This is a genomic window from Rhodococcus sp. NPDC059968 (assembly GCF_042738615.1).
GTDB lineage: Bacteria > Actinomycetota > Actinomycetes > Mycobacteriales > Mycobacteriaceae > Rhodococcus_F.
In genome coordinates this window covers 45,139-69,049 of the sequence record NZ_JBHWUE010000056.1, presented here as the reverse complement: position 1 = coordinate 69,049, position 23,911 = coordinate 45,139, and the positions used below count along the sequence as shown (strand labels likewise).

Genomic DNA, 23,911 nt, shown 5'->3' with positions numbered 1-23,911 from the left:
CCTCTTCTACCGGAGCTCCGCTACCCATTCGCGCACGACACGCCCAAGACCCGCATTCTTGACCGCCAGCCGTCCCCGCTAACTACACGGCTTTGGGGCTAGGCCGCAATGCGATGAGCATGTGTTCACCGGGCAGTCGTTGGTCGGGAATGCCAGCTGCCTCGAGTAGAGTCGCAACGGTTGCCTTGGCGGCAAGTTGCCCGACGAGGTCAAGGTCCGTGTCGACTGCGGTCATTGGGCGGTGCTGGGTGCCTTGGCCGTAGGGGACGTTCAGTGCCGGTTCCGGGTCGATGGAGCTACGTTCGCGGAGTTCGTCGCGCCGGCAGGTGAGGCATCCGTGATCACCCCAGGGCCGTAGTCGTGAGACTTCTCCGAGTGCGCCGCCTTCGAGGACGCAGGCCAGTATGGCGACCTTGTCCGCGCGACGGGTGAGTGCTGATCGGGCTACGCTGGCTGGTTCAGTTGAGCCTGGACACCTGATAGTGGCTGATCAGATGTCAGGCGGCCCGGTGGGCCCGCGCAGCCGCGAGCAGGCCGTCGGGCGTGGGCTTGACCAGCACGCTCAGGTACACGGTCAGCGTCGGCCTGTCTGTGAAGGAGAAATCGACGCTCAGGTAGCCGAGCACCAGATCGTCTGCGAGTCGACGGGTTTCGAGGATCCGGTACGCGGCGGTCATACCCGGCGGCTGGGAGTCGTAGTAGTCGGCGACACCCTGCGGTCCGACTGTATACGGGTGCAGGCCTTGGAAAATTGCGTCCGCGGTGAACTCAGCGGCGACGTGCTGGGGTTCGTGGGCGTCGACGGCGGCGTTCCACCGGTCGAGCACCCTGCGCAGGATCTCTTCGTTTTCAGCCGTGCTGTTCATGAGATGTCCGCCTCGCTGTCAGTGCCCGGCGCTCTGGCCGCCGTCGACGTGCAGGATCTCGCCGGTGACGAACCCGGCGTGCTCGAGGTAGAGGATCGCGTCGACGACGTCGCCGATCTCGCCGAGGCGGCCGACCGGGTGCAGGGCGGCGAGCGCCTCATGCGTGTCGACCGGGTGCATAGGGGTGCGGATGACGCCGAGAGCGACGGCGTTGACCCGGATTCCGCGGGTCGCGTACTCGACCGCCAGCGACTTGGTGACCGCGTTCAGCCCGCCCTTGGTCAGCGATGCGAGTGCCGAGGGCACCTGCGAGTTGGCGTGGTCGACCAGGGTGGTGGTGACGTTCACCAGATGGCCGCCGCGGCTGTGGGCGAGCATCGCGGCGACGGCGCCGCGGGAGATGTCGAAGAAGCCGCGCAGGTTCACGCCGGTCACGGCGTCGTAGTCCTCGTCGGTGTAGTCGGTGAACGACTTGGCCACGAAGATTCCCGCGTTGTTCACCAGTGTGTCGATCCGGCCGAACCGCGCCAGCGTCTGTTCGACGATGTCGGCGCCGGTTCCCGGCTGGGACAGGTCGCCGGGCACGGTCAGCACCTCGGGATCGTCGGATGCTTCGATGGAGCGGGAGGTCGCGGCGACGGCGTAGCCGAGCTTGCGGTAACCGGTGACCAGGGCCGCGCCGATGCCCTGGGATGCGCCGGTGACGATGGCAACTTTCTGGGTGGTGCTCATGAGTCGAATACTCGCTTTCGGGATCGTGGTGGGTGCACAAAGGCAAAATTCCCGAAATCCCGGTACTACGATTCGGACCACGGGGTGTTTCGCTCACGAATCGATGATGCGCGCGCGGCGGGTACACCCGCCAGTGTCAGACAACGCAACCCCCCCCCGCTCCTGCACCGCATGGGAGGGGGCAGACTGTTTCCTCTCGCAGCAAGGGAGGCATTGGCATGAGCACGCCCGCAACCGATCTCGACTTGACCCTTCCCATCATCGCGGCCCCGATGGCCGGCGGCGCATCCACATCGGCTCTCGTCATCGCCGCCGCTCGCGCCGGCGGTCTCGGGTTCCTCGCCGCCGGGTACAAGGCACCGCAAACGCTCGCCGATCAGGTCGCGACCGTGCGCGCAGCGGGCGGCCACTCCGGGACCCTCACTCCGCTCGAGGTCCCGCCGTGTCAAGGTCGACGCAGTGGTGATTACTGCCTTGCTGGCGCCCCCTGTCGCGGCGGCCGGGTCGGGTGGTGATGTCAGAGCGGTGAAAGGAGCCTTGCCCAAAGTTCCGGCAGTACCCCGCTATCTCGGAAGCCGACGCGGGCTGCGGCACAGCGTGAGCGACACGGATGCCCAACGCCCGGTCGCGGCCGCCAAGCGGCCGAACTCGGAGTTGCTGCGCAGCTTCCGCGGGAAGCTCTCGCTCGGTCAAGTTGGGCTGACACCCACGCCGACGGTCCGCCGGGTGCCGGGATTGCGGCGTGAGGAGTTGGCCCAGTTCGCTGGAGTCAGCGTCGACTACTACACACGGCTCGAGCGCGGCCGCAACGTCGACGTCTCCGTCCTCGACGCAATCGCCCTCGTATCACCGTGAATTCAGCGCCGACGACCAAGGGCCGGCGCTTGGCGGGCAGGGACCTCAGCGCCCGACGGCCCGTAATGGCGTGACGACTCTGCCTGAACCGCCTGCGTTCGGGCGAGTGCGGCGCGAGTCGCGGCCTCGACGGTCATCACGATGAAATCGCGTCGGCGAGAGTCCCGATCGCGACCGTCTGGAGACTGTGTCGAGAACAGCTGGTCTGCGGTCTGGAGAGCTACCCAACCGTCGACGAGGGTGATGATGGTGATGAGCAGTTCCTGGGCGTCGGTCTCGGACAGCTCGGGTACCGCTTTCCGTGCGTCGGCGACCTTTGCCCGAGCGTGCTTCCGCCTCGATTCCGCCGCGACGGGTGCCTCGCGCTCGAGTCCCTCCCAGAACTTCAGGCGCGTGAAAGTAGGGTGCGCACGTTGGTAATCGAAGCGGCGGCCGGCGTAGTCCGCGATGGCGGAGACCCCGTGACCTGACAGTTCGACAGCGGCCAGCGAGGTCGCCAACTCATGTTCGAGAACAGCGCTGAAGAACGCCTCTTTCTTGCCGAAGTACTGGTAGATGCGCTCTTTGTTCACGCCCGCTTTCTCGGCGATCCGATCGACACGGGCGCCGGCCAGCCCGAACGCGCTGAACTCCGTAACGCCCGCCTCGAGCAGAAGCCTTTTGGTTCGTTCGGTGTCCCATGCCATTGGGTCATCCTACGGCAACCCCCAACTATTTGGTTGCAAATGAGTGAGGCATGCCCTACTCTGCGGAGTGCAACTGAATAGTTGGAGTTTCGGGAAGGGCTGCCTCAGGATGGAATCTCTTGTTCTTGTAGCTGCAGTGGTGGAGCATCTCGCTCCGGCGACCACCAAGCGCCGCCATCCACGGACGGACTGGCATGCTCGGGATCTTGTGCCGGTGCCGCACCCCTCAATCCACGTAAGGGCGGCGGTCACCTGGGTGTCCATCTTCCCGCTCGTCACGTTGGGCATGACGGTCATGGCCTTGTCGGGGCCGATCACGGCCAGCTGGCCGATGTGGCTGCGGGCAATGGTGTTGACCGGTGTCGTCGTTCCCACCTCGGTGTATCTCATCGTGCCGCGCATGCTCGCATCCGTTCGGTGGATGAGCCGGCGCTGTCGTCGCGTTGCCGCCGCGCAGTCCGACGATCGCCATCAGTCGGCAGGACAGCACCGGAATGGAGGTCAATGACGTCGTATCGCTCGAGCGGCTGCGCCAGAAGGTCGCCGACGCCCCGCGACTACCTCCGCAACCCATATTGACTCAGGTTCGCGGCTGCGAGAAGAGTGGGAATCGAGACGAGTGCGCGAATGCAGCGCATTCGACTCACAGAGGAGGACGGCAAAGACGCGAGTCGCACGTGTCAGAACCAATCTGCACACGCTTCGCAGCGGTAACGGTTTGCTCGGTCCTGTGATCTCGTGAGAGGGCTGATGTAGATGGCTGATTCGCGGAACGGGGATTTCGAAGTCGCATGGTCCGAGCGAAGGAATAGCTGATGCGTCGTGTCGCGCTGATCACCGGAGCCAGCCGGGGAATCGGTGCGGCGACCGCCCTCGTCCTCGCCGAGCGGGGGTTTCGGGTTGTCGTCAACTACCGGTCGAGTGCCGAGGAGGCAGACGAGGTCGTCCAGGCCGCGACCGCGGCCGGCGGTGAGGCCGTGGCGATTCAAGCCGACGTCACCGTACCCGACAATGTGACCGAAATGATCGACGAAGTTAACCACAAGTGGGGCGCAGTCGACGTGCTCGTGCACAACGCATTGATCCCCTTCGATGTCACGTCGTTTGCCGATTTGAGCTGGGAACAGCTCGGCGGCAAGCTGGACCGCGAGCTTCGCGCCGCATTCCTTGTCACCAAATCTGTAGTGCCGGGAATGATTTCCCGCGACTACGGTCGGCTGGTGTACCTCAGCACGGGGTTGTCCCGCCAGCCCCGCGGGGGGATGATCACACTGGGCACCGCCAAGGCGGCGCTGGACCAATTCGTCCGGTACATCGCGCTCGAGTTGGCGCCGCACGGGATCACTGCGAACCTCGTCGCGCCCGCCACGGTCGACGAAACGAAGGTGACCGAGCAGTTGACGACCGAGCAGATAGGTCACCTCGGCGCAACCAACCCTATGGGGCGCCTCGTCCGTCTCGACGAAGTGGCCAAGACGGTGGCCTTCTTGGCAAGTGAGGAATCCGGCTTCACCACTGGGCACTACCTCCCTGTCAACGGCGGCCTTTCCATGGAGTGAAACCAGTCCCGCCGCTGCGGACGTCATCAGATTCGGGGAAGGGTTTCGGCCATGCACACGATCGACCTGGCCTATGCCGGGCATGGTATCCACGAGGAACTGGTCGCCTATGTAGCCGACCAGGAAGGGTATTACGAGGCCGAAGGCGTCCACGTCGCCATCCGCGACGGGGTCCACTGGCAAACGGAGCGTTTGCGCCGCGGCGCAACGATCGGTCTAGGCCGCGTCATGTTGTCGCGGCTGACCGACGGCATCGGCTGGAAAGTGCTCAGCGTCAACACCCATCGTCCGCTGTTCTGGTTTCTCGGCAGCGCCGATGTGACATCCATGGAGGAGCTCCGCGGCCGCCGCCTGGCGGTCCACGCTGCTCACACGGCCCCCGGTTGTTTTGCCCGGATCGTCCTGCGCAGGAACGGTCTGGACCCCAACCACGACCTTGAGTGCGTGGTGCGCGATCCGGGTGACTACCAGATGGACCTGCGACGCCTTCGGGATGGCTCCATCGACGCTGCCTACGTCGGCAGCACGCTCTCACCCGAACAGGTTGCCGAGGAGGAAGGGTTCCACCTGCTTGCCTGGGTGGGCGATCACTTCCAGATCCCCACCGTGGGCGTCGCCGTGGACCCTGTTCATATTCCGCTGGACAGCCCCGCGCTGCAGGCCCTGGTGCGGGCCAACCGACGGGCCCTCCGGACGATCGCCGAACAGCCCCACCTGGCCGTCGACTACATCGCCTCGTTCCTCAACCGACTCACTCGTGATGAAGCGCATCGGCACTACGACCGCTACATCGGCCCGTACTTCACCCCCGACGGCCAGGTGGACCTTGACGTAGCCCGGCAAGCGATCAACTCCGTCGCGGCCGAACTGGGCGTCGCGCAGGTAGCCGTCGACGAGATCTATTCGCCCGCCCAAGATTTCTTGTGAACAGCCTGTTTGATGCGTTCTCGGGAACCCGGAGGTCGACATGAGCGTAAATCTGTTCAGGGGCTTGCCGAGCAGGCCGGCGAATACGACGCCGACATTCGTTGGGGTTACGCCCTGACCGGTTTCGCCCAGCACGAGGACAGTGTGACGGTGCGCCCTGACCGGCGACGTCTCTGGGCGTCGGGGCGCATAGAGACCGCCCCTGCTCGATCCGCGGTTTCCTAGAACAACTGCGTGTTACTTGAATTCTCATGAAAACGCCGAGGCGATCAAGATCAATTCAGTGGATGCCGCAACCTGATCGTCGACTCGGTGGCGAGGTACGCTGCAAGTTCTGCGATTGCTGCCGTAACCGACTCGAATGCCGGGCGGAACACAGTTGAGACAGAGCGCAAGGGTGAGTTTTTGCACCTGAGATAATCAAATTAGCTCTCTAATCGATTCGAGATTCGATTGGAACAGGACATAGGAGTAAGGAAGGATGACGACTTCCGGAAGGGATGCGATATTCGAGACTCTCTTGGAATCGGCCAAGCGCCTCTCATTCGATCCGCGGGACCCCCTGGTTTGCCAATCCGATCCAGATGACGCCGAATTTCACGGGATGACACCCGAGTGGTCGCCTCTCTTCGGCACCGCTACGTGGGAGGCCATGGAGGAGTCGGAACGCGTCCGCCTCACCAGAAGCGAGGTCGCGCAGTTCCTGGGCGTCGGAATCTGGTTAGAGGTGGGATTGCAGGTGGCGTTGCTCCGGGCCAGCCACAGTGCGGACCCAGCCCGCCCGGACATCAAGTTTCTGTTCAACGAATGCGCCGACGAGAACCTGCACTCGTTGATGTTCGTCAACGTCATCGACAGCATCGGATCGCACTTTTATAGACGCGACCGCTCACTGGACTTTTTCGGATGGCTGTTCAGGACCATCGCATGGGACGAGGTGGCGTACGGAATCGTACTGGCCGGAGAAGAGATCTTCGACGTCATGCAACGTGATTGGATGGCGAGCGAAGACGTCGCCGCGCCCATCCGCAGGGCTTGCTATATCCATGTTATCGAGGAATCCCGGCACATGGCGTACGCGCGTCAGAAGATCCGCACTCGGTTGATCAAGATTTCGCGCGTCCGACGGTTTGTCAGCACTCTGGTCATCGCGATGGGAACGCATCTCGTCGCGAAGAGCCTGGTCAATCGTCGAATGTACGAGGACCTCGGCCTGGATTGGAAGGTCGTGGGGCCGGAAATCGCCGCAAACGAACACCACCGGATAATGTTCCGCAGGGCCGCAGAACCGTTTATCGAATTCCTGAGCAGAGAAGGGCTGCTGAATTTCGGCGCGCGATGGATCTACCGAAAATCGAATCTTCTCTGAGCAAGCAGGAGTCGTTGTGACCCATGTTGTCCTAGGACATTGCTGTAAGGACGCCTCGTGCGTGCGGGTGTGCCCGCAGAACTGCATTCATCCCGCCCCCGGCGAAGCGGGTTTCGAGGCGGCCGAGACGTTATTCATCGACCCGCGCTCGTGTATCGATTGCACCGCCTGCGTCGAGGCCTGCCCGGCGTCTGCCATCAAACCCGAGTGGATGTTGACCGTCACCGAACGACCCTACGCGGCCCGCAACGCAGAGTTCTTCGAGCAGGCTCCCGCCAAGTCCCGCCCCCGGTCGCGACGGATCCGCTTCGAGCAACCGCTGGGCAGGCCGAGCGACAGGCCGAGGATCGCCGTCGTTGGATCCGGGCCGGCGGCGATGTATACCATTCGCGAACTCCTTCGGCGATCGACCTCGGTACGCATCACCGTCTTCGAACAACACGGCGAAATCGGAGGCCTACTGCGCCGGGGCGTCTCCAGGGACCACGTCGGCGTTCGCGACGTGATCCGACTCTTCGACGTGCCCTTCAACGACGATCGCGTCACGATCATCCACAACACGGAAGTCGGCGTGGATGTCTCGGTCGAAGACCTTCGGACCAGATTCGACGCCATAGTGCTCGCGTGTGGCGCTTCACAGCCGCGGAGACTCGGACCCAGGACTGCGGATCGGGGCGAGGGTGTCTATGAGGCCATCGACATTCTGGTGGCCGAGAACTGTGGGGCGTCCGGCTTTCGCCCGCGCGGGCCGCTGGGACCGAGATCCCTCGTGGTCGGGGCGGGAAACGTCGCCTTCGATGTCATCCGATGGATGGCCAATACACGCGACCGAGGTGCCGCGGCCGAAGCGGTGACGGAGGTGGTGGTGTTGTCGCGCTCGGCCCCGGAACGCGCCTCCTTCACGCCGTCGGCGTTCTACGAGCTTCTGGACCTCGAGAACGTCGAGGTGCTGATCGACCGCTCCGGCCGTCCGCCGGGTGCGGGTGCAGACGCCCCGCTGCTACGTGACATTTCCGCCCTGCCTGCTGCCGATATCTGCGCGGCAGACGGCCCGACCGCCACCGACGCGGGCAGGCTGCGCGTTGTTTTGTCCTTCGGACAGGAGGTGACCGATCTCGGGAAGACAGTGGCCGGCGGCGTCGCCGTCACCACGACGAGCGGTCGGACCTTCCTCGCGGACTCCGCGATATGCGCCACCGGATTCACGACGAAGCAGATCGACGGCATCCCCGTGGACGAGCGGGGGGTCGTGCCCAACCGCCGAGGACGAGTGATCTCGCTCGAGACGGGCGAGCGGCTCGACGGACTGTATGTAGTCGGCTGGGCGAAACGAGGCGCCTCCGGCGGCGTCGGCGACAACCGTAGCTGCGCCACGGGAACTGTGGCGCAGCTCGCCGCAGACCTGCACTCGCGGGTGTGACGCCCGGTCTTCTCTACACCCCATTTCTGCGCATCCCGCCGTTCGGGGTGTTCGGACAGCGTCTACATAGAGGCCATACTTCCTGCCACTGACGTGGCTGGCGTTGGAGATGGATGTACTTCACGGCTACCCGTAACACCTTGCGGTGTTGCGGGTTCTACCGTGTCCGACGCCGACGCTTGTGGCGCAGGAACAGTCTTTGTCTGGTTCACCCCCACCGGTGGTGTCGCGGCGGGAGCACTGCGACGGACACGGCGATGCCGCGGCCGGCGCGGAGTGGGACTCTTCTTGTCGCGGCATCGGCGCACCGGCGCATGCTCGGTCACCCGGATCCGCGGATTCTCCCCGCGCTTGCGAACGACTTTTCCGCGTCCCAGCAATGCCCGTTTTGTCAGGTTCACGCCCGCCACGTGGTCACGATTTCCGCCGACTTTGTACTGCCCCGCCGATGCCGCACCCCAGGATCCCACCCACGCCGTCGGCACCGATGCTGCCGGAGGCGCCGTTGACGAGGCCCTTCAGCCCGGTTCGGACCGCATCGAAGCCTCCATCGGAGAGCAGGACGTTTTTCCTCCGAAAATTCGTTCGATGGCGCCGAGATTGAGCCACTGGGAGTACCAGTTGGCAACGTCCCAGGGCTGTTCGACAAACATCGGCCCATGGCATTCCACTTTGCTCGGGCATCAAGCCTATATCGGTGCGCATTCCCGACTGCTGGTCGAGAATCGGGGACCGGGCAGATGATGTGGATCGGTTCACCGCGGATGGTCTGGTGGGAGAGGTCGGCGCGGGTGTGGCCGACTCCCGCAGGATTGAATCGGCCGCCGGGCTGACGTTTCCTGCCAGCCGCAAAGGGCGTGGGTGGGGCTTATTCGGAGAGGATGAAGAGTTTGCAGCCGCGTTGGTTGGCGCGGTTCGCGGTTTCGACGCTGGTGGCGTCTCTGCCGTCTGCGCTTTCGGCGTTGGCTGAATCTGCCATCGATTCGCACCATCCGTCGAGCGCTTCGTTGCCGGTATCGAAGGTGCCGTAGACTCGGGCGGTTTGGTTGGGGCTGCGGTCGGCCGGTGTTGTTTGGCCGGTGCCTGGTTGGGGTGAGACGGGCTTGGCGGCGGCGGTGCCGGCGGTACCGGTGAGCGAAATCGCTAGGGCAGCAAGCCCGATGAGGGCTGCGTGGGTGGCGGTGTTGCGGAGCATGCAGTGTCCTGTGCTGTGGATTGAAGTTACGGGTGTCGTACGTCAGGAAGTGGGTGTTCCGTTGGGTGGGGCTTATTCGGAGAGGATGAAGAGTTTGCATCCGCGTTGGTTGGCGCGGTTTGCGGTCTCGACGCTGCTGCCGTCTCTGCCGTCAGCGCTCTGGCTGTTGGCGATGTCCGCCTGTCCCTCGCACCACTGATCTTGTAACTCGTTGCCGGTATCGAAAGTGCCGTAGACCCGGGCGGTTTGGCCGGGGCTGCGGTCGGCCGGTGCTGTTTGACCGGTGCCTGGTTGGGGTGAGACGGGCTTGGCGGCGGCGGTGCCGGCGGTGCCGGTGAGCGAGATCGCGAGGGCAGCAAGCCCGATGAGGGCTGCGTGGGTGGCGGTGTTGCGGGGCATGCAGTGTCCTTCTTGCGTGTGGATCGTTGGCTGTCTCCAGCCTGCGTCACCAGGAGACCGGCGGGTAGGCACCTGAGGGGTGGGGTCCGCACCCCCAGGATCGAGAGCGTCCCCCCGCGGCGCGTAGTCACCGCCACGGTTCGGCATCCGGCATCCGGCGCCGAGTGGTGAGTGGGGTGTGCGTATGAAGTCTCGGCAGCCGACGACTCGCGATGGGTTCGGATGCTGCCGCGGTTGTGGGGCGCTGACCTGTACGAGAAGGTGACCGTCACCAGATCATCTGCGGTATCCGATCCTCCTCGCCCGCCCGGGTGCTCGTGGGGACCAGGAAATCGAAATGCGCTCCGACGCAGCAGTTTCAGGGCAGGTTCGGGCCGTCGTAGGTGCAGATTTCGCCGTTGGTGGGCGTGCGGACCGCGAGTCGGAGGCACTGAGCGCGACCGCCGGCGGACCTGGAACCGCACTCTGGGCATTGCGAGGGATGGGCCGGACGACGGCGAGAAGCGGATTGTCCCCAGGGGTCGTGGTTGTAACGTTCTGCGAAGACATCGTGAATTGCTCAACTGTCTGCGTGGAGTCCACTTTGCTGGCCCGCTCTTGGGGTGGATGGGCTACCGGGGTGGCCGTGGGCGGATCGGTGACGGCGGTCCCGGTCGCGGCGGCGGGCATCGTCATCGGTTCGTGCAATCGTTGACAGTCCCACCCCCGCCACTCACACGGCCTGCCCCGGTGCGAACCTGAGCGGCGCGAACCTGACCGAGGCGGACCTGACTGGCGCAATGCTCGGCCAGGACTTGGGGATCACCGACCTGAGCGGCGCGAACCTGACTGGCGCAGACTTCATCGGGACGCTGCTGAGCCCCGGAGATCAGACCGCACAGGCGGACCAGGGCGGCACCGCGACGGTCTCTTGGGTCGATCCCGCGATGGCATTCGGCTATCCAGTCACGTTCGGACCCTGTACCCCTGCGTCGGGTAGCGTGTTCTCGGTGGGAACGACGCCGGTCACCTGCGGCGTGAGCACGAACGTGGGTGATCCGGGCACCCTCACCTTCGACGTCGACGTGTCTCCGTTCGGCGTTGCTCCCACCATCTCGGGTACGCCCCCGGCGGGCACCGTCGGCACTTCGTACAGCTTCGCGTTCACGGTGGCCGGCACCCCGGTCCCGACGGTGACGACGGCGGACCCACTGCCTGCCGGACTCACTCTGTCCGCTGCGGGCGTGTTGTCGGGGACGCCCACCGCGGCGGGGTTGTTCCCGATCACCGTCGGCGCGAGCAACGGCGTGTCGCCGGATGCCACCACCGGCGTGAGCATCGAAATCTCACCCGCTTCGACGGACGGTTCGCTTCAGGACCTGTTCGGCAGTTAGCGGCTGGTCGCCGACCGACGCGAGATACCCCCGCCAGCTTCGGTCCCGATGCAGCGCCGGACGAATCGGCGTGGCGTGACTCGCTGAAGAGGTGGAGCCGGTGAAGGGTTGGGCCAGTGCTGGCACGGGTCAGAGCCTCGGTATCGCAACACCGTCGGGCGGGCTGAATCGCAGTGCTGTCCCGTCGAGCGTCGTACGTGTACTGGTAGTGATCGGCGCGAACGCCTCGCTCGTCATCAGTGGTGCTGATCGATGACTAGGTGCCACCCAGATGCTGGATCAGTTCGCGCGAGGTCCAGGCGAGTCGGTCGAAGTTCTGCGGCTGGGCCTTTACCCTGGCATCATGCCCGACGACCTGCTGATCGCGCGGAATCCGGAAGCGGATTCGACGCTTCCCTATCTGGTCCGGGTCCCGCTGGGACCGGGCGGCATCGTGGTCAAGGCCAAGCGGCCCTGGCCCCGCGAATCCAAGGTGTACTGCCACCGGGCCGAGGGGTGGCCGGCCGACGCCGAGATCCTCGAGCGGCTCGAGGTGCGTTCGTGCACCGGGCGAGGCCCCGCGATCGACCTGGTGCTCACTCGCGCCCGAGAGAACCGCTCCCAGCTGGTGGTGACCCGAGCGCGGGGGCGGGAGGTGATCTTCCGGCAGTCGCCGCGCACCGCTAAACAGGCGAGGCCCGCGGTGACGGTGCCGACGGCGCGGGCCCACGGCCGCGTGCTCGACATCGTCGTCGACACCGCCGAAAAGTATCCGTACAACTTCGCGAAGCAGCAAGCGAGCACGGTGCGGCGACGGCTGCCGGTGGGGGACTACGCGGTTGAGGTCGGTGACGAGATCGTGGCAGCGGTGGAACGCAAGACGCTCGAGGATCTTGCGGCGAGCCTGCTTTCCGGGCGGATGACATACGCGGCGGCGGAGTTGACTGCGTTGCCTCGGGCCGCCGTGGTGGTCGAGGACCGGTACGGCCGGCTGTTCAAGCTCGAACACGTCAGCGGCGCCAAGGTCGCGGAGGGTTTGGCCGAATTGCAGGCTCGGTTCCCGGCGCTGCCGGTGACCTTCTGCGAGAGCCGGCAATTGGCACAGGAGTGGACCTAACGCTGGCTGGGCGCATGTCTGCACGAGTGGGAATCGGCTCGGGCGACTGCTGATCTCGAAACCACGTTCGCGACCGCCGGTCCTGTCCTGACTGCGGAATTGGCCCTGCCGCGTCCCGGGGTCGTCCGCGCCTGGGCCCGGGCTCAGGGCATCGCGGTGTCGGAGAAGGGGCGGATCCCGGCGGTGGTGATGCGAGCGTTCGCGGCAGCTCACGCAGGATCCCCGTAATCGTCCACCGACGTACACGGGGGTGCAGCGGATAGCTCCCGTGCCCCTCGTTCTGGGGCAGTGCTCCGACACGGCCGAAGGATGCGGTCGCCGGCTTCAGCCCCCGTTGCGGCTCGAGCGCATCCCATCTGCTGATGTCGCAGTGGCTTCCCGCGGATGTTCGCCGCGGACAGCTCATCGAGTTGGCGCCGGCGATCGCTGCGCAGGTCTTCGTGAACTCCTTGGTGCCGGCAACGATTCTGCCGGGGCGATCGCGGCCCAGCAGTACCGCACCATGGGCACCGAAGCCATCGCATTCCTCGACCTGTGCACACACCGGGCCGGGATCATCTGGGGTACGCCCGTCGACAAGATCGCACGCTTCGCTCTGGCTGCGCTCGACGGACTGGTGTTGCGCTGGCTGGCCAGCCTCGGGGCCGCGGTCACCGTGACGTCCCCGGGCTGAGGGCGTGGATCACCGAACGGCCCAGTGCAGTGTTGGTGCGGGTGTAACCGCGGGAGGCAGAGCACGTCTTCAATTGAGGCGCTCAGGTCGACAGTCGATCCGCGGCTGCGTCCATATCAGGTCGTTGTGCTCGAGGTCGACGGCGGGAGCCCCGTGCCGAGGTGGCGGGTCAGATCGAAGGCGAGCACCCGGTCGAGGTGGACAAAGGTTTCGAATTTGGCGCCCGGGGCGATCGCGGCGTCGGACTCGACGTGGTGCATCAGGTCGAGAACCGCCGGCATGTCGAGGTTTCGGTCGAATGCACGATACGCGGCTTCGACGATGTCTGCGGGCATCGGAACGGAGGTGTGCGTGCTCCAGTCGGCGACGAGCTGCCGCCATCGATGCAACAGCCGCGCGGCGCCGGCGATCCGCTCTATTGTCAAGGGCGCTTGCTGCCGGTACGGCGTCGAGAGCAGCACACAACGCAGCGTCAACTGATCATGACCGGCGTGGATCAGATCGTCGAGCGGCTCGGACCCGGCCGCGGCACCGACTGTCAGAGCAGACTCTGCAGTTGCGTCTTCGGCCGCGGTGACCATGAGCCCGACCGAGGTGCCGACTCCGGCCGCCGCGGCATCGACGGAATCGAAGACTCCCGCCGGTGGGCGGATCATCCACACGTCGAGATCGCCTGGCGCCAAGGGTGAACCGGGTCGGGAGGCGAGAAAGGTGAGTGCGACCTGCGAGCGGTGCACATCCTCGAGTACCCGTCGGGTCAGGTCGGCCACCAGGAGTGTGCGGATCGCCCCGGCCGTCAAGGAACGGTCCGAGACGGGAACGCGTACACACAGGTGGACGACGCTGCCCGGTATACCGAGTGTGGCAGTGGGTGTGGCGTTGGCGTCCGAGAGGATCAGCATCTTCTCAGTCTGGTCTAGGCCGGCTCACCCGCGACAGCCCCGCTCGCATTTGGGGCGGGCCGCTGTTTGTGACCGTGGATCACAGGCTGCCCTGAGGTTCAGCGCTGGCCACCGGCATCCGCTCTGAACCGTGCGTGAAGAGGCGTATCGTCCAGTGTGAACTAGATCACACTGCGTCGTCTGGCGTCCGGCCCCACAACCCGGCCGAGGAGACCGATCAGCGGTTTGGCCGTCCGCCAGGGGTAGGGAGGTGGCCGATGATCCGCACGAGTTCACCCTTCGCCGCGGAGCGAGCACCCTGCGGGCGTGTGGTGGACGGTCGACGGCACCAGGAGAACGACGACGAAGGCCTGCGCATCGACGACCGGACCTACGCCTGCGGTTGCCGCATAATTCGCCACGAATTCCACGACGGCTCCGTCCGTATCAAGACCATCCGCCACGACGGCAAGGTCCTGAAGGACGAGCACAGCGGCAATCACGAGGCCTGAAAATGACCGCATTCCACGACGTCGTCATCGTCGGCGGCGGTGGCGCGGGCCTGCGTGCGGCCATCGCCATCGCGGAAGCCGACCCGAAGCTGAGCGTCGCGATCGTGTCGAAGGTCTATCCGATGCGCAGCCACACAGTCTCAGCAGAGGGTGGAGCCGCTGCCGTCATCGCCGATGACGACACCCTCGACGAACACGCCTACGACACCGTGTCCGGCAGCGACTGGTTGTCCGACCAGGATGCCGTCGAGGCATTCATCGAGGAAGCCCCGACCGAGCTGCTTCGCCTCGAACACTGGGGCTGTCCCTGGAGCAGACAGTCGAACGGGCACATTGCCGTGCGCGCTTTCGGCGGAATGCGAAAGAAGCGCACGTGGTTCGCCGCCGACAAGACCGGCTTTCATTTACTGCACACACTGTTCCAGACGGCACTGTCCTATTCGGACATCGTGCGTTACGACGAGTGGTTCGTCACGACAATTCTGGTCGACGAAGGCCGGGTGCGCGGCGTGGTGGCGATCGAGTTGGCCACCGGCCGGATCGAGACGATCTTGGCCGGCGCCGTCATCATGTGCACCGGAGGCTGCGGTCGGGTCTTCCCCTTCACTACCAACGCCAACATCAAGACCGGCGATGGCATGGCTCTGGCCTACCGGGCGGGCGCCGGCCTGAAAGACATGGAGTTCGTCCAGTACCACCCGACCGGCCTACCCTTCACCGGCATCCTGATCACCGAGGCCGCCCGTGCGGAAGGCGGATGGTTGCTGAACAAGGACGGCTACCGCTACCTGCAGGACTACGACCTCGGCACACCCACTCCCGAACCTCAGCTGCGGAGCATGGAGCTGGGGCCGCGCGACCGGCTCTCTCAGGCATTCGTGCACGAGCAGGAGAAAGGCCGGACCATCGATACCCCCAGCGGGCCGATCGTCCATCTAGACCTTCGCCACCTCGGCGCGAACGTCATCGACGCCAAACTGCCATTCGTGCGCGAACTGTGCGCCAGCTACCAGAACATCGACCCGGTCCACGAACTCATCCCGGTGCGCCCGGTCGTGCACTACATGATGGGTGGGATCCACACCGACATCCACGGCGCAACCGACTTGGCCGGCCTGTATGCCGCGGGCGAAGTCGCGTGCGTGAGCATCAACGGCGCCAACCGGCTGGGCTCGAACTCCCTACCGGAACTGCTGGTCTTCGGAGCCCGCGCAGGACAGGCCGCGGCGGACTACGTGGGGCAACTACGCACCAGGTCATCCAGCGCGGCGGTCGAAGCGCAGGGACGCGACGAGCAGCACCGGCTCGAAACCGAGCTTGCCCGGCACCAGGGCGAGGGCGGCTCGGGTCGTGAACGCATCGCCGACATTCGTACCGAGATGCAGGATGCGATGGAGGCCGGGGCCGGCATCTTTCGGGACGAGGAAACACTGAGCAAGGCGGTCGACACACTCAGGGCGCTGCGGGAGCGCTACGCCGGCGCGGCCATCGATGACCACAGCCGTACCTTCAATACCGAACTGGTCGCCACCCTCGAGCTGTCGTGCATGTTGGACGTCGCCGAGTGCATCGTGGGCAGCGCCCTGCGACGGGAGGAGTCTCGCGGCGCCCACCAGCGCACCGACTTCCCCGCGCGTGACGACGAGCGGTATCTGGCCCATTCACTGATTCATCGGGAGCCCGACGGGGAGTCCCGCTTCTCGTACCTCCCGGTCACGATCACCCGCTGGCCGCCGGGCGAGCGGGTATACGGGAGATGAGAGCCGTGGCGGACACAACCACTGCCGACACCATCACGATGGAGGTCTCGCGCTACCGCCCCGAGCAGGAGTCCGAGCCGGCATTGCAGAGCTACAAGGTTCCGCTGCGCAAGCAGTGGGCGATCCTCGACGGCCTCAACTACATCAAGGACCACCTCGACGGCACGCTGTCCTACCGCTGGTCGTGCCGGATGGGCATCTGCGGCAGCTGCGGCATGACCGTCAACGGCGAGCCCAAGCTGACCTGCTCGACATTCCTGACCGACTACGCGCCGGGGCCCGTCCGGGTCGAGCCGATGCGAAACTTCCCGGTGATCCGCGACCTGGTCGTCGATATCAGTGATTTCATGGAGAAGCTGCCCACGGTCAAGCCATGGCTGATCCGCTCGGACGACACCGAGCCCGCGGACGGCGAGTATTTGCAGACACCGGAGCAGATGGACGAATACAAGAAGTACAGCATGTGCATCAACTGCATGCTCTGCTACGCCGCCTGCCCGGTGTACGCCCTCGACCCCCTGTTCGTCGGCCCGGCGGCGATTGCGTTGGGGCAACGGTACAACCTGGACTCGCGGGACGAGGGCGCCGAGGACCGGCGTGATGTACTCGCCTCCGCGGAGGGCGCGTGGGCCTGCACCTACGTGGGCGAGTGCAGCGTCGCATGCCCCAAGGGCGTCGACCCCGCCGGCGCGATCCAACGCTACAAGCTGACCGCGGCGACGAAGTCGCTCAAGGAGTTCCTGTTGCCCCGAGGTGCGCGGTGACCGCCGGACCCGTCGGCGCTGGAGGCATGGACACCGCTCCCACCGGCGCCGGAGGCGCATACCCGGCTCGCCCGTACCGGCCACCGGTGTCGCGGTTGTGGTGGCTTCGGCGACGCTCGTACTTCCTGTTCATGATGCGCGAGCTGTCGAGTGTGTTCGTCGCGTGGTTTGTGGTGTTCCTGCTGATGCTGGTCGACGCGGTCAGCTCCGGTCCCGTGGCCTACCAGGAGTTCCTCGACTGGAGCGCCCGCCCGTGGGTGGTCGCGCTCGACGTGATCGCCTCGGCTTTCGTGCTGCTGCACGCCGTGACGTGGTTCAACCTGGCGCCCAAGGCGATGGTGGTCCGGCTGCGCGGGCGGCCAGTTCCGCCACGTGTGGTGCTCACAGCGCATTACGGCCTGTGGGCGACGTGTTCGGCGGTTGTGGCGTGGGTGATCTTGCGATGACGACAAAGAGGACACCGGCACGGAATCGGAGCACACCGAGATCGCTGGAACCTGCAGCGTGGCTGCTGTTCAGCGCTGGTGGCATGACCGCGGCCTTGCTGATTCCCGTACTGCTGGTTTTGTTCGGCGTCGCGATCCCGCTCGGCTGGTTGGCCGCGCCCGACCACTCCCACCTGCTGTCGGTGCTGCACCATCCGGTCACACTGCTGGTGCTCTTCGGGCTCTGTGTTCTGGCATTGTTCCACTGGGCGCATAGATTTCGCTTCGTCCTGTATCACGGCTTGCGTCTCGAGCGGGCCGGTGGGGTGATCGTGGTGCTGTGTTACGGCGGCGCGGTGGTGGGGTCCGTTGTGGCCGCGTATCTGCTCATCAGCGCATGGTGACGCCCGATGCAGTCATCGCGGGACCCGCACACGCCGCGCGGATACCGTTCGGGCAGTGAATGCGTGTGCCGCGACCTGAAAGGGCGTTGAATTGTCCTGCCGGCGTGGACATTGTGCCGGCGATGACCTGCGCGCAACCGTGGCCTCCGTGAGCGCCGGTACAGGGCGGGTGTGGGTCCAACACGCCGGAAAATCAGTTCGTAGCAGCGACTTCCGTCATCCACAGGGTCGGGTACCGGAATCGTCAGGGGGGCGCCGCTGGTCGCCGCCATGTGTCGCGGCTCTGCGGTGGGGATCATGCGTTTGAGCGCTTCGAGTGGGGCGGTGATCACGGTGGACATGTGCACGACGTTAACCCTGATCAGGGCATGAGTGCTGAGCATTCGAGGACCAAGTTGGTTCGCTCTTTTTGGGCGTCGAGGGAGTGGGCGTGATGCACCTCCGCAACGAACAACGCCGCAGTCAAATGCGCATCTGCCCCTCGGCCATGGACTCGACCGGAAAAAGAAGAGCCCGTTGGGTCGCGCAGTCCGGGTCGTCCAGTCCGCCGATCCGCTAGCGGCGCTACGACGCCGTAGCCCCTGGTCGGAAAGCCCTCGATATCCGGTGTTGCGAGGTTTTCCCGTAAGGACACCTGTTCGCCCGACCGGGGTCGGGCAGCTTTGGCGCGTGTGCGAACGTGAGGATGCTCGGTGTGATCGGTTAGCCGTCGGAGTCGAATACCCATCCGTGGATGGTCATGTGGGAGCAGCGCTTGTGGTCAGCCTTAGCCCGTACGGACACCTGCGCCGTTATCGCCGCCATCGCGAGGGTGCGTCATGGCGGGGGAGCCGTTGATCTCGACGAGGCGGAGAGCGTGTCTGCGATTTCACCGGGATCTGCCCCGTGATGATGTCGGTACGCGCAGGTGCGCCGTTGTACGTGCGCACCCGCTCACATACTCGGCGGGCAGTGTCGAGGACGTTGCCGCGGCGTCGGTGTTCGCGGTGTGTTCGCCCCTGCCTCCTGGTCGGCGTGTGTATGTCTTGCATCGTGCTCCGCGTCCCGGAGACGCGGCGCATCGCGTCCTCCCGGATCCATGAGCCGAACTCGCGAGGTTGGTGGATGCAGATCGGTGCTTGCGCGGTGGTCATATGCCGGTGCGTGCGCGCCGAGGAACGATCGCCGCCGAGCGGGGCCGGATGGTTGTCCTCTTGTCCGGATCGGCGCCGGCCGCGCAGACTGAAGGTGTTGCAGGCGGAGGCACCCGGTGCGTGCGTACCGATCGGGCACCCGATGACCCGCCCGGAACCCCGCCGGTCATCATCCAGTATCCAGGAGCTTCAAATGTCCAGTCCCAGCCCCGGCTATTCGATCACCGTCCGCGTCCATGCACCGGTCGGCGCCGGCACCACATCGACGTTGGCGGCCGCGATCGCATCGGTGAAGGGTGCCATGACGGCGCTCGATGTGGTCGAGAGCCATCCCGACCATATGGTCATCGACCTGACCTGCGACGCCTCGGACGTCGCGCACGCCGACCAGATCTCTACCGCGATCGCTGAGGTTCCGGGGGTGATCGTTGGCAAGGTCAGCGATCGCACCTTCCTGCTGCATCTGGGCGGCAAGCTCGAGGTGGTTCCCACGGTTCCGCTCAAACACCGCGACGACCTCTCCCGCGCCTACACCCCCGGCGTCGCCCGGGTGTGTACCGCGATCGCCGAACACCCCGAGGACGTGCGCCGCCTCACGATCAAACGCAACACCGTCGCCGTGGTCACCGACGGGTCCGCGGTGCTGGGCTTGGGCAACATCGGTGCGGCGGCGTCGATCCCGGTGATGGAGGGCAAGGCGGCACTGTTCAAACGGTTCGCCGGCGTCGACGCATGGCCCGTCTGCCTTGACACCCAGGACCCGGATGCCATCGTCGAGATCGTTCGTGCCCTGGCGCCGGTGTACGGCGGCATCAATCTCGAAGACATTTCCGCCCCAAGGTGTTTCGAGATCGAGGCCCGGCTGCGCGGTATCCTCGACATTCCGGTGTTCCACGACGACCAGCACGGCACCGCGATCGTGGTCTTGGCCGCTCTGACCAACGCGCTGCGTGTGGTCGGCAAGTCACTCGACCGGGCTCGGATCGTGGTCTCGGGTGTCGGCGCGGCGGGGCACGCCATCATCCGGTTGCTCGTCGCCCAGGGCGGCACGAACATCATCGGCTGCGGGCGGCGGGGGATCTTGTCCCCCGACGACACGGCCGACGAGTTTCGTACCTGGATCGCCGAGAATACCAATCCGGAGGCTCGGACGGGCTCGCTGCGGGACGCGCTGGTGGGGGCGGACGTGTTCATCGGTGTCTCGGCGCCGAACATTCTCACGGGCGATGACATCGCGGCGATGGCCGACGAGTCGATCGTGTTCGCGCTCGCCAATCCGGTCCCGGAGGTCGACCCGGTCGCCGCCGGAGAACATGCCACCGTGGTGGCCACCGGCCGGTCGGACTTTCCCAACCAGATCAACAACGTCCTCGCTTTCCCCGGGGTGTTTCGAGGTCTGCTCGACGCGCACGCGGTCGACATCACCGACGAGATGCTGATCGCCGCGGCCCGCGCGATCGCCGACAGGGTGTCGCCGTCCGAGCTCAATGCCACCTACATCGTGCCGAGCGTGTTCGACGCCGCCGTTGCACCGGCGGTTGCGGCGGCGGTCCGTGAGGTGGCCGAGCGGGGGCCACAGCCCGAGAAGTGAGCCACTCAATCTTCGTCGTGCGTGCGGCCGGGCGATCACCGCAGCGGGCGAGGTGTCCCGAGGCCCCTCCTCTGGACTTGCACCAGCCGTCGCTGGCCGTCGCCGTCGGGGTCGCCTGCTTGCGCTGCACGCCCGGGCGCCGGACTCCGACTGGCTGTCACTGAGGTTGCGTCGACGCGGGCAGCGTTGACCGCATCGGCTCAATCGACTTGTGGGCGAGCCGACCCCGGTCCCAGGGTGCCCGGAGGGTGCTGCCGCAGCAGCCCGGCGACGGTGCCGGCGGGGGCGGGTGGGGCGAGGTAGGAGCCCTGCGCCTGGTCGCAGCCGCGGGCACGGAGGGTGTCGAGTTGGGACTGGTTGTCCACGCCGTCGCCGATGACGGTGGCGCCGTAGGCGCGGGCGATGGTGAGGAGGGCGGTGACCACGGCCTCGGGCCGCGGGCCGGGGAGGGCGGCGATGTGCGCGCGGGCGATCTTGAAGCCGTCGAACATCGGGTACCGGGTCAGGTACCCGAGTGGGCCGTGTCCGGTGCCGAGGTGATCGAGCAGCAGCACCACCCCCATCTCGTGCAGCGCGGTCAGGGTGCGGACGGCGCGGACGGTGACCGCCGCGGACGCGGTTTCGCTGATCTCGAGGCCGAGTCGGCGCGCGGGCAGCCCGGTGTCGGCGAGGATGTCGGCGATCTGCTCGGCGAACCGGGGATCGCGCAGTTGCACGGTGCTGACATTGACGTGGACGTGGACGTCGATCCCAGTGGGCGCCTGCCAGGCGGCAGCCCGCCGGCAGGCGGTGCGCAGCGCCCAGGAGCCGAGGGCGCCGATCAGGCCGGTGCGTTCGGCGACGGCGACGAACTCGGTGGCGCTGATGTCCCCGAGGGCCGGGTGCGCCCACCGGGGCAGGGCCTCGGCGGCGACGACGGCGCCGCTCCTCAGGTCGAAGATCGGCTGGTAGAGCAGGGTGAGCTGGTCGCGGTCGAGTGCGGTGCGCAGGTCGGTGGACAACCGCAGCACCCGGTCGGCGTCGTAGCTGTCGCCGTCGCCCGGGTGGTAGAGCGCGTGGCTGCCGGACCCGGCGCTCTTGGCTCGGTACATCGCCAGGTCGGCCCGCCGGATCAGCTCGTCGGCGGTGGGGGTGGCGGTGTGGTCGGAGACGGCGATGCCGATGCTGGCGCGCAGCGGCATCGGGGGGCCCGCGGTCGGGTCCGGGGTGCGCAGCAAAGCGGTGATCCGGGCGGCCAGCGAGGTCGCCGCGTCCTCGGTTCCGATGTCCTCGCAGACGATGACGAATTCGTCGCCGCCGAGGCGGGCGACGGTGTCGGCCGGGCGGACCGCCCCGGCCAGCCGCCCCGCCAGCCGGATCAGGGCCGCGTCGCCGTGGGCGTGCCCGAGGCTGTCGTTGACGATCTTGAAGTCGTCGAGATCGACCAGCAGCAGCGCGAGGAGGGTGTGGTCCTGGTGGGCGGTGTCGAGGGCGGCGGTGATCCGCCGGTATGCAGCGGTGCGGTTCGGCAATCCGGTGAGCGGGTCGTGCAGGCTCTGCTGCCGCACCCGGGTTTCGGCGTCGATCCGGCCGATCGCGGCGGACAGCACGGCGGCGACCGCCCGCAGAAACGCGACATCGCGGTCGGTGTAGTCGCGGGGGCGGGCGCTGTGTACGGTGAGCACCCCCCAGAGGGTTCCGTCGCCGATCGGCACACTGATGCCGCTGCGCAGCCCGCGCCCGGCCATCGTGGTGGTGGCGAACCGGGTTTCCTGCTCCCGGTTCGGGCAGACGACCACCTCGCCGGTGGCCAGGGCGTACCCCGGCTGCGATGCCGCCCCGGCGGCGAAGGACCGCGGTTGGGGGGGTTGCCCGCGGTAGGCGAGGACTTCGAGCGCGTCGGTGTCGGTGATCCGGGAGATCGAGGCGCACTGCACCCCGATCAGGGTGGCGGCCGCCCCTACGGCGGCGGGCAGCAGGGTGTCGAGGTCGGCGTCGACGGCGAGCTGGCCGAGCTCGGCCAGGGCGTGTTGTTCGCGGGCCCGGTGCGCGGTCGACTCGAGTGCCTTCCGGAATCGGCGATCCTGTGTGCGGCGGCTGCGGCGGTCGCGCATAATCGCGGCGATCACAGCCGGGCGGGCCTCCCCGTGACGCACCGCGAATGCAGAGACGGATACCGGGATCGGCTCACCGGTGCCGAAGTGCCGCAGCTCGCTGATCCCCTGCCAGTGCCCCTGGTGGGTCAGGGCCGCCTCCACTGCGGGTGTCTGGGCCAGTCCGGCGTCGGTGAGGAATTCGGCGGTGGTCCGGGCCTGGGCGTCCGCGTCGTCGCGCAAGCCCACCAGCCGGATTCCCGCCGGGTTGAGATACAGGATGCGGCCGGTGACGAAATCGGATAGGAACACCAGGTCGGGGGCCTGGTTGAGCACCGACCGCCACAGGTCGGGGTCCGCCGCCTCGTACGTCACCGTGCACCCTCCCGCGCTCTGGTGCCTACCGGATCGTACTCCCGGCCCGATGGATACTCCCTCGACGACACCCCGGCATCGAGCGGGTCAGCGGGGCCTACAACCGATAATCACCGGGTACCGACAGCGCCGACGCGCGACCACGCCGAGCACCTCACCCCGTCCGGAGAGCGCCCGTTCCCCGGACGCTCGACGCCACCCGGGGACGAGGTCCGGGATCGGGGCCATACCGCTACCGTTGCGGACCTCGGTTTCACGCCGGTGGCGGCCGATACCGTCGTTCCCGGAACCGGGCCCGGTGCCGTTCCCACACCACCTCGGCGTCGGTTCGGGTGTGGCGGCGAGGGTCGGCGATCGTGTCCCGGACCGCCGGGGTTGCGGTAGTCGTCGACGCCCGCGTGGACGGCGATGTAATCATCGAGCGGGGATGCGGCAGCGTGGTCGCAGCCGGCCAGGAGCATCTGGTACCCGCGGCGCACCGGTGCTGCGTCGTCGAACACGACCGGCAGTCCCGGGATTGCCGGAGTGCGCGGTGTCAGCCCGTGGTGGCCCGGGACGGTGGCGGGTCGTCGGCGAACATGGCCGCGATCCGGGTCTTGATTCCTCGGTGCTGATCGACCCGGCGGGCGAGGTGGTGGCGTGTGTCGGTGTGGTGCGGGGTGCGTGGGTGACCACTGTGGCCGGTGTGCTCATGGGTGGATGTTCTTTCTTCGACGGATTGCCGGTGGAGCTGGGGCTAGATCATCACGCTCGCCGCGGCGACGGCGGCGAGGGTGGCCAGCGCGGTCAGGGCTGCGCCGGCGCGTCGTGTGGCAATGTCTGGGCGGGTTGTCCACGATGGGGC

At 66.5% G+C, this 23,911-nt stretch carries 21 protein-coding genes and 4 pseudogenes; 18 read left to right on the top strand and 7 right to left on the bottom strand.

Annotation, left to right across the window (positions count from 1 at the left end; translation table 11 throughout):
• Positions 1-497: 497 nt before the first annotated feature.
• On the bottom strand, positions 498-866 hold the full coding sequence (locus tag ACFWAY_RS34475; RefSeq protein WP_378513691.1) for a nuclear transport factor 2 family protein: 369 nt from the start codon (positions 864-866) through the stop codon (positions 498-500).
• Between the two features lie 18 nt (positions 867-884).
• On the bottom strand, positions 885-1,598 hold the full coding sequence (locus tag ACFWAY_RS34470) for an SDR family NAD(P)-dependent oxidoreductase (protein WP_378513690.1): 714 nt from the start codon (positions 1,596-1,598) through the stop codon (positions 885-887).
• Between the two features lie 218 nt (positions 1,599-1,816).
• Here ACFWAY_RS34470 and ACFWAY_RS34465 point away from each other — a divergent pair.
• Positions 1,817-1,999: pseudogene (locus ACFWAY_RS34465) on the top strand (nitronate monooxygenase); the annotation flags it as partial.
• Between the two features lie 136 nt (positions 2,000-2,135).
• Positions 2,136-2,453 carry a helix-turn-helix domain-containing protein gene (locus tag ACFWAY_RS34460; RefSeq protein ID WP_378452608.1) on the top strand — a complete coding sequence of 106 codons (318 nt, stop codon included), beginning with the start codon at positions 2,136-2,138 and terminating at the stop codon, positions 2,451-2,453.
• Positions 2,454-2,455: 2 nt separating this feature from the next.
• Here the strand turns inward: ACFWAY_RS34460 and ACFWAY_RS34455 are convergent, their stop codons facing one another.
• On the bottom strand, positions 2,456-3,139 hold the full coding sequence (locus tag ACFWAY_RS34455) for a TetR/AcrR family transcriptional regulator (RefSeq protein ID WP_378513689.1): 684 nt from the start codon (positions 3,137-3,139) through the stop codon (positions 2,456-2,458).
• A 214-nt stretch (positions 3,140-3,353) separates the two neighbouring features.
• Here ACFWAY_RS34455 and ACFWAY_RS34450 point away from each other — a divergent pair, with 214 nt between their 5' ends.
• The 5 genes from ACFWAY_RS34450 (at position 3,354) to ACFWAY_RS34430 (ending at position 8,414) form a co-directional block, all read left to right on the top strand.
• Positions 3,354-3,647, top strand: a complete 294-nt coding sequence (locus ACFWAY_RS34450; protein WP_378452610.1) for a hypothetical protein — start codon at positions 3,354-3,356, stop codon at positions 3,645-3,647.
• Positions 3,648-3,954: 307 nt separating this feature from the next.
• Positions 3,955-4,698 carry an SDR family NAD(P)-dependent oxidoreductase gene (locus ACFWAY_RS34445; protein WP_378513688.1) on the top strand — a complete coding sequence of 248 codons (744 nt, stop codon included), beginning with the start codon at positions 3,955-3,957 and terminating at the stop codon, positions 4,696-4,698.
• Positions 4,699-4,749: 51 nt separating this feature from the next.
• Complete coding sequence (locus ACFWAY_RS34440) at positions 4,750-5,625, top strand: ABC transporter substrate-binding protein (protein WP_378513687.1); 876 nt, start codon at positions 4,750-4,752, stop codon at positions 5,623-5,625.
• Between the two features lie 481 nt (positions 5,626-6,106).
• Positions 6,107-6,994 (top strand): diiron oxygenase, encoded by an 888-nt coding sequence (locus ACFWAY_RS34435; RefSeq protein ID WP_378513686.1) that lies wholly within the window; start codon positions 6,107-6,109, stop codon positions 6,992-6,994.
• 16 nt (positions 6,995-7,010) lie between these two features.
• Positions 7,011-8,414, top strand: coding sequence for an FAD-dependent oxidoreductase (locus ACFWAY_RS34430; RefSeq protein WP_378513685.1), 1,404 nt, complete (start codon positions 7,011-7,013; stop codon positions 8,412-8,414).
• An 868-nt stretch (positions 8,415-9,282) separates the two neighbouring features.
• Here the strand turns inward: ACFWAY_RS34430 and ACFWAY_RS34425 are convergent.
• Positions 9,283-9,609, bottom strand: coding sequence for a hypothetical protein (locus ACFWAY_RS34425; protein ID WP_378513684.1), 327 nt, complete (start codon positions 9,607-9,609; stop codon positions 9,283-9,285).
• 72 nt (positions 9,610-9,681) lie between these two features.
• On the bottom strand, positions 9,682-10,008 hold the full coding sequence (locus tag ACFWAY_RS34420) for a hypothetical protein (RefSeq protein ID WP_378452616.1): 327 nt from the start codon (positions 10,006-10,008) through the stop codon (positions 9,682-9,684).
• 686 nt (positions 10,009-10,694) lie between these two features.
• Between ACFWAY_RS34420 and ACFWAY_RS34415 the strand changes: the two are divergent.
• The 4 genes and pseudogenes from ACFWAY_RS34415 to ACFWAY_RS34400 form a co-directional block, all read left to right on the top strand.
• A pseudogene (locus tag ACFWAY_RS34415) lies at positions 10,695-10,787 on the top strand (pentapeptide repeat-containing protein); the annotation flags it as partial.
• Positions 10,788-11,381, top strand: coding sequence for a hypothetical protein (locus tag ACFWAY_RS34410; protein ID WP_378513683.1), 594 nt, complete (start codon positions 10,788-10,790; stop codon positions 11,379-11,381).
• A gap of 343 nt (positions 11,382-11,724) precedes the next feature.
• Positions 11,725-12,705: pseudogene (locus ACFWAY_RS34405) on the top strand (ERCC4 domain-containing protein).
• 223 nt (positions 12,706-12,928) lie between these two features.
• Positions 12,929-13,150: pseudogene (locus tag ACFWAY_RS34400) on the top strand (TetR/AcrR family transcriptional regulator); the annotation flags it as partial.
• Between the two features lie 116 nt (positions 13,151-13,266).
• Here ACFWAY_RS34400 and ACFWAY_RS34395 read toward each other — a convergent pair.
• Positions 13,267-14,052: a hypothetical protein gene (locus ACFWAY_RS34395; RefSeq protein WP_378513682.1), complete on the bottom strand. Its 786-nt coding sequence runs from the start codon at positions 14,050-14,052 to the stop codon at positions 13,267-13,269.
• 257 nt (positions 14,053-14,309) lie between these two features.
• Between ACFWAY_RS34395 and ACFWAY_RS34390 the strand changes: the two genes are divergently transcribed.
• From ACFWAY_RS34390 to ACFWAY_RS34365, 6 genes are all read left to right on the top strand, one after another.
• A complete protein-coding gene (locus ACFWAY_RS34390; RefSeq protein ID WP_378452618.1) occupies positions 14,310-14,543 on the top strand; it encodes a hypothetical protein in 234 nt (77 codons plus the stop codon).
• Positions 14,544-14,545: 2 nt separating this feature from the next.
• Positions 14,546-16,303, top strand: coding sequence for a fumarate reductase (quinol) flavoprotein subunit (gene frdA / locus ACFWAY_RS34385; RefSeq protein WP_378452619.1), 1,758 nt, complete (start codon positions 14,546-14,548; stop codon positions 16,301-16,303).
• Complete coding sequence (locus tag ACFWAY_RS34380) at positions 16,300-17,067, top strand: succinate dehydrogenase/fumarate reductase iron-sulfur subunit (RefSeq protein WP_378452620.1); 768 nt, start codon at positions 16,300-16,302, stop codon at positions 17,065-17,067. The genes frdA and ACFWAY_RS34380 overlap by 4 nt, the downstream gene beginning before the upstream one ends.
• A 26-nt stretch (positions 17,068-17,093) precedes the next feature.
• A complete protein-coding gene (locus ACFWAY_RS34375) occupies positions 17,094-17,513 on the top strand; it encodes a fumarate reductase subunit C (protein ID WP_378513694.1) in 420 nt (139 codons plus the stop codon).
• Positions 17,510-17,896, top strand: a complete 387-nt coding sequence (gene frdD / locus ACFWAY_RS34370) for a fumarate reductase subunit FrdD (RefSeq protein ID WP_378452621.1) — start codon at positions 17,510-17,512, stop codon at positions 17,894-17,896. The genes ACFWAY_RS34375 and frdD overlap by 4 nt, the downstream gene beginning before the upstream one ends.
• A gap of 1,326 nt (positions 17,897-19,222) precedes the next feature.
• A complete protein-coding gene (locus ACFWAY_RS34365; RefSeq protein WP_378452623.1) occupies positions 19,223-20,620 on the top strand; it encodes an NAD-dependent malic enzyme in 1,398 nt (465 codons plus the stop codon).
• A 200-nt stretch (positions 20,621-20,820) separates the two neighbouring features.
• On the opposite strand, the gene ACFWAY_RS34360 is transcribed toward ACFWAY_RS34365, so the two are convergent.
• Positions 20,821-23,067: an EAL domain-containing protein gene (locus ACFWAY_RS34360; protein WP_378513681.1), complete on the bottom strand. Its 2,247-nt coding sequence runs from the start codon at positions 23,065-23,067 to the stop codon at positions 20,821-20,823.
• 356 nt (positions 23,068-23,423) lie between these two features.
• Here ACFWAY_RS34360 and ACFWAY_RS34355 point away from each other — a divergent pair, with 356 nt between their 5' ends.
• Positions 23,424-23,681 (top strand): hypothetical protein, encoded by a 258-nt coding sequence (locus tag ACFWAY_RS34355; RefSeq protein ID WP_378513680.1) that lies wholly within the window; start codon positions 23,424-23,426, stop codon positions 23,679-23,681.
• Positions 23,682-23,911 lie beyond the last annotated feature (230 nt).

What these genes read in the sequence shown, in the direction of transcription:
- ACFWAY_RS34475 (WP_378513691.1), bottom strand. Translation starts at nt 866, where the DNA reads ATGAACAGCACGGCTGAAAACGAAGAGATCCTGCGCAGGGTGCTCGAC.
- ACFWAY_RS34470 (WP_378513690.1), bottom strand. Translation starts at nt 1,598, where the DNA reads ATGAGCACCACCCAGAAAGTTGCCATCGTCACCGGCGCATCCCAGGGC.
- ACFWAY_RS34455 (WP_378513689.1), bottom strand. Translation starts at nt 3,139, where the DNA reads ATGGCATGGGACACCGAACGAACCAAAAGGCTTCTGCTCGAGGCGGGC.
- ACFWAY_RS34445 (WP_378513688.1), top strand. Translation starts at nt 3,955, where the DNA reads ATGCGTCGTGTCGCGCTGATCACCGGAGCCAGCCGGGGAATCGGTGCG.
- ACFWAY_RS34440 (WP_378513687.1), top strand. Translation starts at nt 4,750, where the DNA reads ATGCACACGATCGACCTGGCCTATGCCGGGCATGGTATCCACGAGGAA.
- ACFWAY_RS34435 (WP_378513686.1), top strand. Translation starts at nt 6,107, where the DNA reads ATGACGACTTCCGGAAGGGATGCGATATTCGAGACTCTCTTGGAATCG.
- ACFWAY_RS34425 (WP_378513684.1), bottom strand. Translation starts at nt 9,609, where the DNA reads ATGCTCCGCAACACCGCCACCCACGCAGCCCTCATCGGGCTTGCTGCC.
- ACFWAY_RS34420 (WP_378452616.1), bottom strand. Translation starts at nt 10,008, where the DNA reads ATGCCCCGCAACACCGCCACCCACGCAGCCCTCATCGGGCTTGCTGCC.
- ACFWAY_RS34410 (WP_378513683.1), top strand. Translation starts at nt 10,788, where the DNA reads ATGCTCGGCCAGGACTTGGGGATCACCGACCTGAGCGGCGCGAACCTG.
- ACFWAY_RS34395 (WP_378513682.1), bottom strand. Translation starts at nt 14,052, where the DNA reads ATGCTGATCCTCTCGGACGCCAACGCCACACCCACTGCCACACTCGGT.
- ACFWAY_RS34390 (WP_378452618.1), top strand. Translation starts at nt 14,310, where the DNA reads ATGATCCGCACGAGTTCACCCTTCGCCGCGGAGCGAGCACCCTGCGGG.
- frdA (WP_378452619.1), top strand. Translation starts at nt 14,546, where the DNA reads ATGACCGCATTCCACGACGTCGTCATCGTCGGCGGCGGTGGCGCGGGC.
- ACFWAY_RS34380 (WP_378452620.1), top strand. Translation starts at nt 16,300, where the DNA reads ATGAGAGCCGTGGCGGACACAACCACTGCCGACACCATCACGATGGAG.
- ACFWAY_RS34375 (WP_378513694.1), top strand. Translation starts at nt 17,094, where the DNA reads ATGGACACCGCTCCCACCGGCGCCGGAGGCGCATACCCGGCTCGCCCG.
- frdD (WP_378452621.1), top strand. Translation starts at nt 17,510, where the DNA reads ATGACGACAAAGAGGACACCGGCACGGAATCGGAGCACACCGAGATCG.
- ACFWAY_RS34365 (WP_378452623.1), top strand. Translation starts at nt 19,223, where the DNA reads ATGTCCAGTCCCAGCCCCGGCTATTCGATCACCGTCCGCGTCCATGCA.